This window comes from Actinobacillus equuli (assembly GCF_900636745.1).
Lineage (GTDB): Bacteria > Pseudomonadota > Gammaproteobacteria > Enterobacterales > Pasteurellaceae > Actinobacillus > Actinobacillus equuli.
The window spans coordinates 150,942-166,057 of the sequence record NZ_LR134310.1 but is presented as its reverse complement, the minus strand read 5'-3'; the positions used below and the strand labels follow the sequence as shown (position 1 = coordinate 166,057).

The 15,116-nt window shown below is 41.1% G+C and carries 12 protein-coding genes, 1 other RNA gene and 1 riboswitch; all 13 genes read left to right on the top strand.

Going from position 1 to position 15,116, the window contains the following annotated elements; translation table 11 throughout:
* Positions 1-2: 2 nt before the first annotated feature.
* The 13 genes from citF to EL121_RS00685 all read left to right on the top strand — a co-directional run bounded on the left by citF (position 3) and on the right by EL121_RS00685 (position 15,090).
* On the top strand, positions 3-1,505 hold the full coding sequence (citF, locus tag EL121_RS00745; RefSeq protein WP_039197031.1) for a citrate lyase subunit alpha: 1,503 nt from the start codon (positions 3-5) through the stop codon (positions 1,503-1,505).
* Between the two features lie 82 nt (positions 1,506-1,587).
* Positions 1,588-2,955 carry a triphosphoribosyl-dephospho-CoA synthase CitG gene (gene citG, locus EL121_RS00740; RefSeq protein WP_039197030.1) on the top strand — a complete coding sequence of 456 codons (1,368 nt, stop codon included), beginning with the start codon at positions 1,588-1,590 and terminating at the stop codon, positions 2,953-2,955.
* A 186-nt stretch (positions 2,956-3,141) separates the two neighbouring features.
* Positions 3,142-4,593 (top strand): anion permease, encoded by a 1,452-nt coding sequence (locus EL121_RS00735; RefSeq protein WP_039197029.1) that lies wholly within the window; start codon positions 3,142-3,144, stop codon positions 4,591-4,593.
* Positions 4,594-4,832: 239 nt separating this feature from the next.
* Positions 4,833-6,101 (top strand): malic enzyme-like NAD(P)-binding protein, encoded by a 1,269-nt coding sequence (locus EL121_RS00730; protein ID WP_039197028.1) that lies wholly within the window; start codon positions 4,833-4,835, stop codon positions 6,099-6,101.
* A 184-nt stretch (positions 6,102-6,285) separates the two neighbouring features.
* Positions 6,286-6,573, top strand: a complete 288-nt coding sequence (gene rplY, locus EL121_RS00725) for a 50S ribosomal protein L25 (RefSeq protein ID WP_014991616.1) — start codon at positions 6,286-6,288, stop codon at positions 6,571-6,573.
* 135 nt (positions 6,574-6,708) lie between these two features.
* Positions 6,709-7,095, top strand: an RNA gene (gene rnpB / locus EL121_RS00720) — RNase P RNA component class A.
* Positions 7,096-7,156: 61 nt separating this feature from the next.
* Positions 7,157-7,798 (top strand): DUF1007 family protein, encoded by a 642-nt coding sequence (locus EL121_RS00715; protein WP_039197026.1) that lies wholly within the window; start codon positions 7,157-7,159, stop codon positions 7,796-7,798.
* On the top strand, positions 7,789-8,805 hold the full coding sequence (locus tag EL121_RS00710) for a nickel/cobalt transporter (RefSeq protein ID WP_039197024.1): 1,017 nt from the start codon (positions 7,789-7,791) through the stop codon (positions 8,803-8,805). The genes EL121_RS00715 and EL121_RS00710 overlap by 10 nt, the downstream gene beginning before the upstream one ends.
* Before the next feature lie 104 nt (positions 8,806-8,909).
* Complete coding sequence (locus EL121_RS00705) at positions 8,910-10,358, top strand: alanine/glycine:cation symporter family protein (RefSeq protein ID WP_039197022.1); 1,449 nt, start codon at positions 8,910-8,912, stop codon at positions 10,356-10,358.
* 108 nt (positions 10,359-10,466) lie between these two features.
* Positions 10,467-12,473: an autotransporter domain-containing esterase gene (locus EL121_RS00700; protein ID WP_039199001.1), complete on the top strand. Its 2,007-nt coding sequence runs from the start codon at positions 10,467-10,469 to the stop codon at positions 12,471-12,473.
* 152 nt (positions 12,474-12,625) lie between these two features.
* Positions 12,626-12,718, top strand: a riboswitch (TPP riboswitch).
* Between the two features lie 103 nt (positions 12,719-12,821).
* The gene (locus tag EL121_RS00695; RefSeq protein WP_039197020.1) at positions 12,822-13,553 is read left to right on the top strand and encodes an ABC transporter ATP-binding protein; all 732 of its coding nucleotides are present in this window, start codon (positions 12,822-12,824) and stop codon (positions 13,551-13,553) included.
* The gene (locus tag EL121_RS00690; protein WP_039197018.1) at positions 13,546-14,295 is read left to right on the top strand and encodes an ABC transporter permease; all 750 of its coding nucleotides are present in this window, start codon (positions 13,546-13,548) and stop codon (positions 14,293-14,295) included. The genes EL121_RS00695 and EL121_RS00690 overlap by 8 nt, the downstream gene beginning before the upstream one ends.
* A 45-nt stretch (positions 14,296-14,340) precedes the next feature.
* Positions 14,341-15,090: a HesA/MoeB/ThiF family protein gene (locus tag EL121_RS00685; RefSeq protein ID WP_039197017.1), complete on the top strand. Its 750-nt coding sequence runs from the start codon at positions 14,341-14,343 to the stop codon at positions 15,088-15,090.
* Positions 15,091-15,116 lie beyond the last annotated feature (26 nt).

Sequence of the window (15,116 nt, the reverse complement as noted above, 5' to 3'; positions counted from 1 at the left end):
ACATGACAACAAGAGAACAGCGTGTTGAAAAGTTCAACGCAGGTAGACCAGTTTATCAAGCAGTACCAAAAGCGGAATCCCTCGTACGTACCGCAAAAGACCGTAAAGTGTGTGATAGCCTAGAAGATGCTATTCGCCGCTCAGGGCTAAAAGACGGTATGACTATTTCATTCCATCACGCATTCCGTGCCGGCGACTTCGTAGTTAATATGGTAATGGAAAAAATCGCGGCAATGGGCTTTAAAAACTTAACACTTGCGTCAAGTTCATTAATTGACAGCCATTTCCCTCTGATTGAACATATTAAAAACGGTGTAGTAACTAAAATTTACTCATCAGGTATTCGTGGCAAATTAGCGGACGAAATCTCAAAAGGGATTTTAAAAGAGCCGGTAAATATCCATTCGCACGGTGGTCGTGTTCACTTAGTAAAATCGGGTGAATTAAAAATTGACGTGGCATTCTTAGGTGTGCCGATGTGCGATAAATTTGGTAATGCAAACGGCTTTAGCGGTAAAAGCAAATGTGGTTCATTAGGTTACGCTCGTATTGATGCGGAATATGCGGATAAAGTGGTGCTTTTAACCGAAGAATTTGGTGAGTATCCATTAAATCCGGCAAGCATCACGCAAGACCAAGTGGACTTTATCGTGCAAGTGGACGAAGTGGGCGATCCGAAAAAAATCGGTGGTGGTGCAACTCGTATGACCACAAACCCACGTGAACTTTTAATTGCTCGTAAATGTGCAGAAGTGATTTTCGGTTCAGGTTATTTCAAAGACGGCTTCTCATTCCAAACCGGTACCGGTGGTGCATCACTCGCAGTAACTCGTTTCTTAGAAGATAAAATGCGTCGTGAAAATATTACGGCAAGTTTTGGTTTAGGTGGTATCACTTCAACCATGGTGGCATTGCACGAAGCGGGATTAATCAAAAAATTAATCGACGTACAATCATTCGATAAAGATGCGGCAGAGTCATTGGCTCGCAACCCGAATCATATCGAAGTATCGGCAAACCAATATGCGAATTTCAGTTCAAAAGGTGCATCGGTTGAGCGTTTAGATATCGTGGTACTTTCAGCCCTTGAAATTGATACTAAATTCAACGTCAACGTATTAACCGGTTCAGACGGCGTAATTCGTGGTGCGTCAGGTGGTCATTGTGACACAGCTTCATCAGCACAAGTAGCGATCATTGTAGCGCCATTAGTACGTGGTCGTATTCCTTGTGTGGTAGAAAACGTATTAACGTGCGTAACGCCGGGTGAAAACATTGATATTTTAGTGACTGATCACGGCGTGGCAGTGAACCCGAAACGCCCGGATTTAATTGAAAAATTAACCGAAGCGGGTGTGGAATTATTCACAATCGAGCAACTTTGTGAACGTGCATACAGCATCACAGGTAAACCGAAAGAAATTGAGGTAACTGATCAACCGGTAGCGGTAGTACGTTACCGTGACGGTTCAGTGATCGATACGGTATATGCAGTAAAAGAATAATTGCTATACTAGTGTTATTGTAGGGCGTGCCGAGCACGCCTTTTTTATTCCTATTTATATTTATTGATAAGTAACAAGCGGTATGATTTTCCAAAAATTTTGCAAAAACTTTTCTCTCGAAGGAGAAGAAATTTCTCTCGAACAGCTATTAACAGCACGTGAGGAACGTGCATTCTTACAACAAGAATGCCTTGAAAAATATCAGCAAACGTTATTGTCCGTCACTTTAACCGCCGTAGGTGGGGTGAAGAAAAACGAATTGCTCGATTATATTTTTGCAAGAAGTTTGGAAAATCTGAGTGCTTTATTTAAAAAATTAGATATTTCACCGACTGTGGAGTTTATTCGTCCGCTCGTTACAGGGCATGAGGCGATCTTTGTGTTGCCGATTGACGCGGTAATGTTGAAAAGAGCTTGTATTGAATTAGAAGATAGCTCACCGCTTGCCCGTTTGTGGGATATTGATGTTATTTCTCCAAATGGAGTGCTATTAAGCCGAACAGACTTAGGCTTTGCTGCGCGTTCGTGCCTCTGCTGTACGGAAAACGCTAAATTTTGTGCCAGATCACGTAAGCATTCTGTCGAGCAAATTGTAGCGCAGATGCAACAACGGGCTTCAGACGATTTTTTTGCACAACAGATAGCAGAAGCCATTTACCAAGCACTATTACAAGAAGTGTATCTCACGCCAAAACCCGGCTTGGTTGATCGCCGAAATAACGGTGCACATAAGGATATGAATGTACAAACCTTTGAGCGTAGTGCGCTTGCTTTACGTCCGTTTTTTGCGCAATTTATCTTGAAGGGGATTGAAACAAGTGTATTGCCTGAATCGCAAATTTTGACAGAAATTCGACCGCTTGGTATGGCTGCCGAAAATGCGATGTTACAGGTAACCAATGGAGTAAATACGCATAAGGGGGCGATTTTTGCTTTTGGTCTGGTTTGTTGTGCTATCGGACGGTTGTATATTAGACATGCTCCAGATAAAGTGGGATTTTTACAACTGTTTGATTTAGTTAGGAAATTTTCAAAGGGGCTAACCGCAGAATTGCAAAATTATCCTGAAAATTTACCGCTTACTCATGGGGTAAAACTGTATCGAGTATATGGCTTGACTGGTGCAAGGGGCGAGGCGGAAAGTGGTTTGATTACGGTGGTACGCTGTTTGGCGCAAATCAAAGATAAAGAACAGCCGGATTTACACCAAATCTTATTATGGTTGATGGCGCATAATGATGATACGAATGTTGTTCACCGAGGTGGCATAGAAGGTTTAACCTTTGTGAAGCAGCAAGCGGCTGAAATTTTACGAAATGCGGCTACTAAATCAGAAATGATTTCCGCTTTAGAAAAACTTGATAACGAATGTATCCGCCGAAATATTAGTTGTGGCGGTAGCGCGGATTTACTTGCACTAATGGTATTTTTACTTTCCATGGAAAGATAGGTTTTTTTTCAAACTTCAAGAAAATATAGATTGTGATTAATTATTTTAATCAATAAAAAAATTGCAAAACTTAGAGAAATATCAAGGTTTTTAGTATTAAGTTGTGGTAAAAATAGCAGCATCACTCTTTAGAGGTATGAGAGTTTCGTGTTTTATATATTTTAATTTTTACACAGAGGTGAACTTATGGCTTTATCAAAGGCTCAGAAATTAGCGGTATTAGTTGCGATACCGATTATATTTTTCTTATTACCCGCACCGGAAGGTCTGCCGCTTATTGCGTGGCGCTTATTAGGTATTTATATTGCAACGATTGTCGGTCTTGTCATGAAACCTTATGGTGAGCCGGTATTATTACTTGCCGCTGTAGCTGCTTCTGCAGCAACTATCGGTAATACTGAAGGGGCAAGTGAGTTTGTAAAAGTAAGCCACACTTTAGCCGGTTATCAATCGGGTACGACTTGGTTAATTTTTACAGCATTTACACTAAGCTCTGCATTTGTGATTACCGGTTTAGGTAAACGTATTGCTTACCATATGATTAGTTGGTTAGGTAGTACGACACTTCGTTTAGGTTATGTGACCGTTTTCCTTGATTTATTACTTTCTCCAGCTACTCCATCAAATACTGCTCGTGCCGGTGGTATTGTATTCCCAATCATTAATAGTGTTGCGGTTGCATTAGGTTCAGATCCTGAAAAATCACCTAAATTAGCCGGTCGCTATTTATTGTTAAATGTCTATATGGTGGTTAAGACAACCAGCTATATTTTCTTAACGGCGATGGCACCGAATGCGTTAGCACTTTCGTTAATGGCCCCAATCTTAGGCTTAAATTTAAACTGGGTTCAATGGTTCTTAGCCGCTTCTGTCCCGGGTTTATTATGTTTATTTATTATTCCGTTTGTATGTTATTTGATTGCAAAACCGGAATTAACTAAAGTAGATAATAAAGCAATTGCGAAGAAAGGCTTAGAAGAACTAGGCCCAATGAGCTTCCGTGAAAAATCATTAGCGGTTTTATTCGTATTGGCGTTATTAGGTTGGATCTTTGCGGATTTCTTACATGTGAACTCAACCACAGTGGCATTAATTACCATGGTACTTTGCGTGGTATTAAGCATTGTATCTTGGGATGATGTACGTAAAAACAAAGCGGGCTGGGATACCTTAATTTGGTACGGTGGTATCATTGGTATGTCAGGTATCTTAGAAAAAGCGAAGTTCTTTGAGTGGTTGGCAAATACATTAAGTGCAAATCTGAATTTTGGTGATCACGGTAACATTGCGTTAGTCGTTATCTTAATTTTAAGTGTATCTGTACGTTATCTATTTGCTTCAGGCGGTGCTTATGTAGCTGCAATGGTACCTGTGTTTGCGACAGTTGGTAAAGTAGCGGGAGCGCCGGTAGAATTATTAGCGTTAGGCTTATTATTCTCGAACTCTTACGGTGGTTCTGTGACTCACTATGGCGGTGGTCCTGGTCCGATTACGTTTGGTGCGGGTTATAACGACATCAAATCTTGGTGGACAGCTGGCTTTATTATTGCGTTCGGTAGCTTGATTATTCATGCAACATTAGGTATCGCATGGTGGGAATTCTTATTCTCGGCGGGTTGGTTACCAACAGTGAATTAATCTACCTAATTAGAGTAAAATAGCGGTGGGATTTGGCAATTTTTTTGCAAAATCCCACCGTTTTTTGTTATGTTTAACAAACTGTTAAAAATTAGATCCAAATCACACAAAATTGCTAATTTTTGCAGTAAAATACTGTGGCATTGTTAATAATTTAGAGATGTGTTGTATTCAGCCATCTTTCAATTATTAACAGTTAAAACACACATCAATTTGTCGTATTATTAAGGATAGGCTATATGAGCGATTTAAGACAACAAGCGTTAGATTTTCATGAATTCCCCGTGCCGGGCAAAATTGCAGTTACACCAACCAAATCACTTGCGACACAGCATGATTTAGCATTAGCTTATTCCCCTGGTGTAGCAGAACCTTGTTTAGAAATTGAAAAAGATCCGGCAGCAGCGCGTCGTTATACCGCTCGTGGTAACTTAGTGGCAGTAATTTCAAACGGTACAGCCGTACTTGGTTTAGGTAATATCGGTGCATTAGCGTCTAAACCGGTAATGGAAGGTAAGGGTGTATTATTCAAAAAATTTGCCGGTGTTGATGTATTTGATATCGAAATTAACGAACATGATCCGGATAAATTAGTCGATATTATCGCAGCGTTAGAGCCAACTTTCGGTGGGATCAACTTAGAAGATATCAAAGCGCCGGAATGTTTCTATATTGAGAAAAAATTACGTGAGCGTATGGGCATTCCTGTATTCCATGACGACCAACACGGTACGGCTATTATCGTAGGCGCAGCAGCTGTAAACGGTTTACAAATCGTGGGGAAAGATATTAGTGAAGTTCGTTTAGTAGTTAACGGTGCGGGCGCATCTGCAATTGCTTGTACCAACCTATTACGCTCATTAGGTTTCAAAAAAGAAAATATTACGATGTGCGATTCTAAAGGGGTGATTTACCAAGGTCGTGGCGATAATATGGATGAAACCAAACAATTCTATGCGATTGAAGATAACGGTTGGCGTACGCTTGCGGATGCAGTAGCGGGTGCGGACGTATTCTTAGGCTGTTCTAAAGCGGGGGCATTAAGCCAAGATATGATCAAAACCATGGCAAAAGATCCGTTAATTCTTGCATTAGCAAATCCAGTGCCGGAGACAACACCACACGAAGCAAAAGCTGTACGTGCGGATGCGATCGTATGTACCGGTCGTTCAGATTATCCGAACCAAGTAAATAACGTGCTTTGCTTCCCATTCTTATTCCGTGGTGCGTTAGATGTTGGTGCAACCACTATTAATGAAGAAATGAAAATGGCAGCGGCACACGCAATTGCAGATTTAGCGAAAGAGCCGGTTCCGTTCGAAGTATTATCAACCTATGGTGAATTATCATTCGGCCCGGATTATGTAATTCCAACTCCATTTGACCCACGTTTAATTGTGGCGGTTTCATCAGCGGTTGCGAAAGCGGCAATGGATTCAGGCGTGGCAACTCGCCCGATTACCGATTGGGATGCGTATGCAAAACAAGTAAAAGCACTTGTAGCTTAATTGTTTAAATAATGAAAAGAGGCGATACTATTCGCCTCTTTTTGTTTTGCATTTTGTTAGAAAAATGCGTAGAATACGCACTCGACTTTTTTAGTCGAAATTCTTTTGTGAAATAGCTGGGTCGCCTGCTATTTTTTATATTCACGGAACGTTATGTTCCTTTTTACTTTAAGAGAATCAAACAATGTCATTCAAATTTGAAGCTGAAGTTCGTTCTGCGCAAGGTAAGGGTGCGAGCCGCCGCCTGCGTCACAATGGTCAAGTTCCTGCAATCATCTACGGTGGTAACGCAGAGCCTGTATCAATCGTTTTAAACCACGATAACGTAAACAACGCACAAATCCACGATGCGTTCTATAGCGAAGTATTAACTATCGTTGTAGCAGGTAAAGAAGAGCAAGTTAAAGTACAAGCGATTCAACGTCACCCAACTAAACCAAAATTAGTTCACTTGGACTTCAAACGCGTTTAATTTTTAAACGTTAAAAGTGAGTAAAAAGAGAGGATTAAGTTTTTCGGAACTTAATCCTTTTTTATTTACCAATAATTAGCCGAACAAGCGGTTAAATATTGGCAAAACTTTGTAAATCCGCTATACTCGCTATTCTGAGTTGGTTAGACAATCGCTGGTTTATTGAAGCCCTTAATTGTTCGCAAGAACGACCTAGTGGGACAAGTAAACGAGAGGAAAGTCCGAGCTACACAGGGCAGAGTGCCAGATAACGTCTGGGCGGTGTGAACCGACGACCAGTGCAACAGAGAGCAGACCGCCGATGTGCATTAGCGCAGGTAAGGGTGAAAGGGTGCGGTAAGAGCGCACCGCGTGGGTGGTAACATTCCACGGCACGGTAAACTCCACTCGTAGCAAGACCAAATAGGAACTCAATGGATGGCCCGTCCAGAGTTCGGGTAGGTTGCTTGAGCTTGCGTGCGAATGCAAGCCTAGAGGAATGATTGTCCACGACAGAACTCGGCTTATCGACCGACTCAGCCTAATTCTAAAAGAGCGAACAGGGTGACTTGTTCGCTTTTTGTTTTTCTAATAGGGAGACTCAATGAAATTAGTAAAATTATTCAGTATATTTTCAGTGGTATTGTTTAGTCCGGTATTACTTGCACACCCGCATTCTTTTGTCGATTTAAAAAATAACATCTTGGTAGAAGGGACAAAGCTAAATGCGTTTGAAATGGAGTGGATGCTGGATGAGATTGCCTCAGCAGAATTGATTTATGAAGTAAATAACAGCACGAATAAAGCAGTAACAGAAAAATCAATTACCGATGAAATGACGCAAACCGCTATTGAAACGCATTATTTCAGCTATCTTTATGATGCGAAAGACCAACCTATCAAATTTAGTGCGAAACCACTTAATACTCGTTTTAAAATTCATGGCAATAGAGTTGTGTTTTATATTACGATTCCGTTAAGTAAACCGCATGATCTCAAAAATAACCCAATCCGCTTTTACACCTATGAACCAAGCTATTATATGGGGATGGAATATAATAGTGCTAACGCATTGTCTATTAGCAACTCACAGTGTAAAGCGACATTAACCCAGCCGAAAATCAGTAATTCTCTTCGTCTATATGCTTCCAGTTTAGATAAAAACCAATCACCGGAAATGTCTGAAAATGAAGATAATTCCCTAGGCGCACAATTCGCACAAAAGGTAACAGTCGTATGCGAATAATGGGTAAATCTGCAATTTGGCTAGCGGCCATATTTCTCGTATTTTTTGCCATTTACCAAAGCTATCCGGTGATGCTTTATCAGGTAATGGTATGGCAGAAAGCGTTTAACCAACAGCTTTCCGGTTCACTTACCGCATTAAGTATGCATTCGCAACAAGCCGGTATGACATTGATGCTTATTAGTTTTCTCTATGGAGTGTTTCACGCGTTAGGCCCGGGACACGGTAAATTTATTTTGACCAGTTATCTTTCGCTTGAAAAAACTAAACTAAACCAAGCTATGAAGATCAGCTTATTATCTGCGCTAATGCAAGGTATTGTCGCAGTGAGTTTGGTGACGGTCATTGTGGTGGTCTTTACACTTTCTCGCAGCTACTTTAATTTTACACTTAAATGGGTGGAGCGGGGCAGTTTTGCCTTGATGATTTTGTTTGGTATCTATTGGTGCTATCAAGCATTAAAAAATGTTTCACGGAAAGTAAAAACGACCGTGCAGCAAAAGCCTAATATTCGCAAAATCTCGGCAGCCCCGAATTTGCAAAAAATCAGTCAAATTCGACCGCTTGTTAACGCTAAACCGCATATTCATTCAGAGAATTGTGGCTGCGGGCATCAACATTTGCCATCTTCTGATCAAATGCAGAAAGCAAAAGATTGGAAAGCTCAACTGATGATTATTCTCAGTATTGGCGCCAGACCCTGTTCCGGTGCGATTTTAGTTTTATTTTTAGCCTATACATTGGATTTATATGCTTGGGGTATTGCTTCAGCATTGGTGATGGCGGTCGGAACAGGTTTAACCTTAAGTTTATTTGCTTGGCTAGTCTTAGTCGCTCGTAATAAAGCGATTCGTTTAAGTTCGTGGTATATCTCTGAACAGACCAGTAAAAAACTGGTACTCCTTTTAAAGATTGCAGCGGGACTTGGCTTGATTCTGCTAGGAATTACCTTATTTCATAGCAGTTTTATTGAGATTACGACCGGATCCGGATTATTAAGACGATAACTTTTGTTAATTGACTAGATTAAAAAATCTTTTCAAACGTTAAAAAATCATTACAATGCAATCGTTTCCCTTTTTCTATTTTTAACTTTTATGAGGCTTTTTTAATGGATTTTATTGTTTCAGGCTTTGAAAACCTGCTGACGTGGATTGTCAATACTGTTGACGGACCGCTTTGGGATGTAACCATTCTTCTACTTTTAGGCGTCGGAATGTTTTTTACCATTACTACCGGTTTGGTGCAATTACGTTTATTGCCGAGAAGCATTCAAGAAATGTGGGGCGGACGTTCAGCAGAAGGGAACTCACTTACACCGTTTCAGGCATTTGCAACCGGTTTAGCAAGCCGAGTCGGTGTGGGTAACATCGGCGGTGTGGCAACCGCAATTGCATTAGGTGGCCCGGGCGCAGTATTTTGGATGTGGGTAACCGCATTAATGGGAATGAGTTCGGCATTTGCGGAATCATCACTTGCTCAATTATATAAAACACGAGATCCAAACGGTATGTTTCGTGGCGGCCCTGCTTACTATATTACTCGCGGCTTAAAGTTTAAACCGATGGCGATTGCGTTTGCCGTCACTTTAATTTTCACATTCGGCTTCGCTTTTAATGCCGTACAATCTAACTCCATTGTGGCTGCAACAAGTAAAGCTTGGGAATGGGACGGACAATATGTCGGCGTTGTGCTAGTTATCGTAACCGGTATTATTATTTCCGGTGGCGTTAAACTTATTGGTCAAGTCTCATCAAAAGTTGTGCCGATGATGGCATTATTCTATCTCATTATTGCCGTAATCATTCTAGGAATGAACATTGAACGTGTTCCGTCCGTATTAACTTTAATTATTGATAGTGCATTTGATTTCTCGGCAGCAGCCGGTGGTATGTTCGGTACATTAGTGTCAAAAACCATGCTAATGGGGATCAAACGTGGTTTATTCTCGAATGAAGCGGGTATGGGTTCTGCACCGAATTCAGCTGCAACCTCAGATGCCAAACACCCGGCAAGCCAAGGCTTAATTCAGATGCTAGGCGTATTTGTCGATACGATGGTGGTTTGTACTTGTACGGCAGTGATTATCTTGATGTCGGATAACTACGGTAATGAAACATTAAAAGGTGTTGAATTAACACAAACCGCATTGCAATACCATTTAGGTGAATTCGGCTTACATTTCTTAGCATTCATCTTGTTATTATTCTGCTATACCTCAATTATCGGTAACTACGCTTATGCGGAAACTAATATTCGTTATATCAAAAACAAACCTTGGTTCGTTTGGGGTTTCAGAATCATCGTATTATTCTTTGTTTATTTCGGTGCAGTACGTGACGGTGGTATCGTTTGGGCATTCGCAGATACGGTTATGGCATCAATGGCAGTGATTAACTTAGTTGCTATCTTAATTCTTGCACCAATCGTATGGCGTTTATTGAAAGACTATATTCGTCAGATTAAAGCAGGGCAAGAACCTGTATTTAAGATTGAAGAGCACCAAGATTTAATTCATCGTGGTGTGGATCCGCTAATTTGGAAGTCAAAAAACGACTAATTAGCTAACAAGTCCAATCTGTTTTTCTTTTGTAAGGCGATAACATTTATTTACATTTCTTGTAAATAAATGTTATCGCTTTGTATTTTTAGGAGAAAAATAGTGGAAATGAAAAAAACATATTTAGCGTTATTCGCTTCAGCCTTAACCTCTGCGGCAATAGCGCAAGATGTTGTAGTATTTGGAGACAGTTTAAGCGATGTGGGACAAACAGGATGGTTAAATAAAGCGACCTATAATCAACCGAACGGCACACCAAATGCCCTTTATAATGAACATGTAGCAAAAACATTGGGCAGTACTTTAACCGCTTCATCAAAAGGTGGATCTAACTATGCTTATAGCGGTGGGGTAGTTGTTCCAACTAATAGCCAATATACCAATGTGCAGCCTAATGTTGCAGTCGCACAACAAATTCAAAATTACTTAGCAAATGGCGTAAAAAATGATGCGTTACATGTTATGTGGGCAGGCGGCAATGATATGCCGGCAATTTTAACGAAAGCGATAGCAAGCCAAGATGCTTTACAGACTGTTCAAACCGAAAGTACCGTAGCAGCACAAAATAGTGCGCAGCAGTGGGCGGCATTAAAACAAGCCGGTGTGAGTTTACTTGTGGCACCGACAGTACCAAATGTAGCTTATACACCATCGTTATTCCAACAATTTGGTGCATCTGTAGCAAGTAGTTTCGCAGCTCAAACAGGCTATGGTGAAATGGCAAAGAAAGCTTTTCAGGATGCGTTTGATGCAAATTTAGCTGCGTTAAATAACAGTACTCAAAAAAACCTGACGGATTTTGAAAATGCACGTATGCAGGTATTGGCAAATACGGTAGGGGCGCTTTACCAATCTAAATTAGGTAACGCATTAAGTGCAGTAATTGATCAGAAGACTTTTACCAATACGCTTCTTCAACAGTATCAACAGTTTGCTACACAAGCGGCAAGTGCGACAAGTTTCTTAAATAGCGCAACCACTCAAGCATTAAATTCAGTGGGTGGCAATATTGTACGCATTGATACGGATGCATTATTTACGGATATGTTGAGTAATCCGGCGGACTTCGGTTTAACCAACACGACCGCAACAGTATGTGCATCGACTACGAAGCCAGGTTGTACGGTAGCGGATCAAGCGAATGCAGACGGTAAATTATTTGCAGACGGTTTCCACCCGGGTGCTGTAGCGCACAAAGTGATGGCGGATTATATTTTAAATGTATTACAAGCGCCGAGCGAAGTAAGCGTATTGCCACAATTAGCGTTACATTCAACGGAGAAAACTTTTGATTTCGCTCGCCAACAAAGCAATCTTAATCGTTTATTAAAACAAGAAGCTAAAACCGTACAAGGTATCGCAGCATATCAACGTTATAACGAAGGTGATGCGATTTATGCAGGTTTGAAAGCGCAATTTACGCCACAATGGCAATTCTCGGCATTATTTAGCCAAAGTGATTTAGAAGGCTCAAAAGGCTCAACTAAAGGCGAAATTAAGAGTAAAGCGATTAATACCGCAGTGCGTTATGATGCGGATAAATGGTGGGTCGGTGCAGCATTACAGTTAAGCGATAACGACTATAAAACCAGTAGTCAAATTCAGCTAGGTAGTGCTAAACGTTCACAAAAAGGTGAGACGAGTGGGGCAGTAATCAGTGCCGGCGTATTTGGTGGTTATGAATGGCAATTTGATAATAAACAAGTGGCGTTGTTAGCAGATCTTACCAATAGCCATGGCAAAGTAATCGATTTTGGCGAGACGAAAGCGAATGCAATGCGATTAAGTTTTGCAGAGCAACAAATTCGTAGCGTGCGTAGCGGTGTAGGTGCCGAATACCGTTATCAATTTGCAGATTGGCAACCGTATGTGAATGCTCGCTGGGTAAAAGAGTGGCGTGATTCACCGGCAGAATTATTGACTAGCTTTAACGGTAGCCAATTTAAAGTCGGTTTAGCACAAGCGGATAAGAGCTGGGTAAATGTACAAGCCGGTCTTGATTGGAAAGCGAAAGCAAGTCCGTGGCATTTCCAACTTGCGGTACAACGTGATTTAGGTCGTCGTGATAACTTCTCAGGTACATCATTCCATACTCATGTAGGTTATCAGTTCTAAACCTCTAATCTTGAGGCAAGCGGTTAAATTTTGTGATTTTTTTACAAAAAAGTTACATTTTTTAACCGCTTGTTTTTTTGTAATGTGATCTTGTTCACATATTCAAAAGTAACCGATTGGTTTTTATCGGTAATTTCTTTACACTATTAACAATTTTTTAGTCGGGGTGCCTCCAATGAGGCTGAGATTAGACCCGTGAACCTGATACAGTTAGTACTGACGTAGGAAACTAATATGCTTATTTTCATTTCAATTATTCCATTCTTTTTTTCATTAAAGTCATCTCATTCAATTCATTTTAGCCGTTAATTAGCGGTTTTAAGTCATACCTATTTTCTGAGGTATTCAATGAATTGTATCGAAATTTGCCAGTTGCATTTTGCATTTAAAGATCAGGTTATTTTTAATAACTTCGATTTCGTACTGCCGAAAGGTAAGTGGTGTGCATTATTAGGTGCATCAGGAATCGGTAAATCAACCTTACTTCGCTTAATTGCAGGACTAGAGACGGAAATATCCGGCTCGATCGCATTTGCTCCCGAGACGAAAATTGCTTGGCTTGCCCAGCAAGATTCCTTATTCCCCTGGTTATCCGTATTAGATAACGTGCAGTTAGCCGCACATTTACAAGGTAATAAAAATATTGAAACGCTAGCAAAGGCAGAACAATTATTAACTGCTGTAAACATGTTGGAGCATAAAAATAAACCTTGTTATCAACTTTCCGGCGGACAACGCCAGCGAGTGGCTTTGGCTCGTACATTAATACAAGATGCGGATCTCATCCTTATGGACGAACCGTTTTCCGCCTTAGATGCCGTTACGCGTTTACAGCTACAGCAACTGGCGGCACAGCTTCTAGCCGATAAGACAGTGCTGTTAATCACTCATGATCCGCAAGAAGCTATTCGTCTTGCTGATCAAATCTATATTCTTAAACATCAGCCGGTTCAACTATCGGATGTAATTGAGCCGTTAAGTAAGACCCCTCGTTTTAGCGTAAACACCGAACAATGGCAATTAGAACAACGCCTGTTGGATATGCTCTCTAACGATACTAAAGGGGGCAAGGATGTTTAAACGTTTACTCAAAATAAGTGGTTTGAGCTTATTGTTGATTCTCTTATGGCAATTAACTGTGATGGGGTTTGCGTTACCGCATTATATGTTGCCGGCGCCTCTCACGGTTTTTGAACAAATCGTCAGCCAATTTCCGCTACTTTGGCAGCATAGCCAAATTACTTTTATTGAAATTATTACTGGCCTAAGTCTGGGTTTCCTGCTTGGAGTAATGTCCGCCTTATTACTTTCGCTTTCCAAGTGGTTAAACGGTTTTTTATTGCCGTTATTAGTGATATCCCAAGCCATTCCGGTCTTTGCGATTGCACCTTTATTAGTGCTTTGGCTGGGATACGGTATGGCTTCCAAGATTGCGATGACCATCCTGATCATTTACTTCCCGGTTACGGCAGCCTGTTATGACGGACTGCGCAATACGCCCAAAGCCTATTTAGAATTAGCAAAAACCTTAGAAATTAAACCGCTTGCCATGTTGCTTCGGGTACGTCTGCCGGCAGCATTACCGGCGTTAGCTTCCGGATTACGTATTGCAGTTTCGGTTGCGCCTATCGGGGCTGTGGTCGGGGAATGGGTAGGATCTTCGCAAGGACTTGGCTATTTGATGTTACACGCCAATGCTCGAATGCAAACCGATTTATTATTTGCCGCTTTAACGATTTTAGTACTGATGACGCTTTGTTTGTATTTTGTGACCGATAGACTGCTACGCCGTTGGCTGCCGTGGGTTCAATATATGCGATAGCGTACAAGCGGTTGATTTTTTGAGATTTTTTACCAAGGAATTGTTATGAGTTTATCTGATCAATATTTCCTGCGTTATAGCCGCCAGATTTTACTAGAGGAATGCGGTATCGAAGGACAGCAAAAGTTAGCCAAAAGCAGAGTATTAGTGGTGGGCTGTGGCGGACTCGGTTCGCCGGTTGCACAATATTTAGCGTCTGCCGGCGTTGGAAAACTTTACCTTGCCGACTTTGATAGAGTGGACTTAACCAATTTACAACGCCAAACACTATTTGGCATGAAAGATTTAAACAAACCTAAAAGCGAACAGGCTCGGCTAAATTTACAAGCGATTAATCCGTCCGTTGAAATTATCGCCATTAATAAACAATTAACCGCAGAAAATCTGGCGTATTGGGTGAATAAAGTCGATGTGGTGTTGGATTGTTCGGACAATATGACTACTCGCCATGCGATTAATAAAGTGTGTGTTGAAAATAAAATTCCGCTGATTTCCGGTTCGGCGGTCGGTATGGACGGGCAATTATTAGGTGTTTTTCCCCCTTATCAACACGGCTGCTACGCTTGTTTATTTTCCGATACTGAGATCGGTAATCTAAATTGTCGAACCGCCGGTGTTTTAGCACCGATTGTCGGCATTATCGGCAGTTTACAAGCGTTAGAAACGCTGAAGTTTTTACTGGGGTTAGCGGTTTCTTGTGACGGAAAGTTAGGTGTTTTTGACGGACGAACTTTGATGTGGCAGCAGCTTGAAATGGTAAAAGATAAACATTGCCGAGTATGCGGCAGACCATAATTAAGTTTTGAATCAGAGTGAGGAAA

Bases quoted from the DNA above. Each gene is read 5' to 3' on its own strand.
- EL121_RS00710 (WP_039197024.1), top strand. From the start codon at position 7,789: ATGCGAATAATGGGTAAATCTGCAATTTGGCTAGCGGCCATATTTCTC.
- EL121_RS00730 (WP_039197028.1), top strand. From the start codon at position 4,833: ATGAGCGATTTAAGACAACAAGCGTTAGATTTTCATGAATTCCCCGTG.
- citF (WP_039197031.1), top strand. From the start codon at position 3: ATGACAACAAGAGAACAGCGTGTTGAAAAGTTCAACGCAGGTAGACCA.
- EL121_RS00685 (WP_039197017.1), top strand. From the start codon at position 14,341: ATGAGTTTATCTGATCAATATTTCCTGCGTTATAGCCGCCAGATTTTA.
- EL121_RS00715 (WP_039197026.1), top strand. From the start codon at position 7,157: ATGAAATTAGTAAAATTATTCAGTATATTTTCAGTGGTATTGTTTAGT.
- EL121_RS00735 (WP_039197029.1), top strand. From the start codon at position 3,142: ATGGCTTTATCAAAGGCTCAGAAATTAGCGGTATTAGTTGCGATACCG.
- EL121_RS00690 (WP_039197018.1), top strand. From the start codon at position 13,546: ATGTTTAAACGTTTACTCAAAATAAGTGGTTTGAGCTTATTGTTGATT.
- EL121_RS00695 (WP_039197020.1), top strand. From the start codon at position 12,822: ATGAATTGTATCGAAATTTGCCAGTTGCATTTTGCATTTAAAGATCAG.
- rplY (WP_014991616.1), top strand. From the start codon at position 6,286: ATGTCATTCAAATTTGAAGCTGAAGTTCGTTCTGCGCAAGGTAAGGGT.
- citG (WP_039197030.1), top strand. From the start codon at position 1,588: ATGATTTTCCAAAAATTTTGCAAAAACTTTTCTCTCGAAGGAGAAGAA.
- EL121_RS00705 (WP_039197022.1), top strand. From the start codon at position 8,910: ATGGATTTTATTGTTTCAGGCTTTGAAAACCTGCTGACGTGGATTGTC.
- EL121_RS00700 (WP_039199001.1), top strand. From the start codon at position 10,467: ATGAAAAAAACATATTTAGCGTTATTCGCTTCAGCCTTAACCTCTGCG.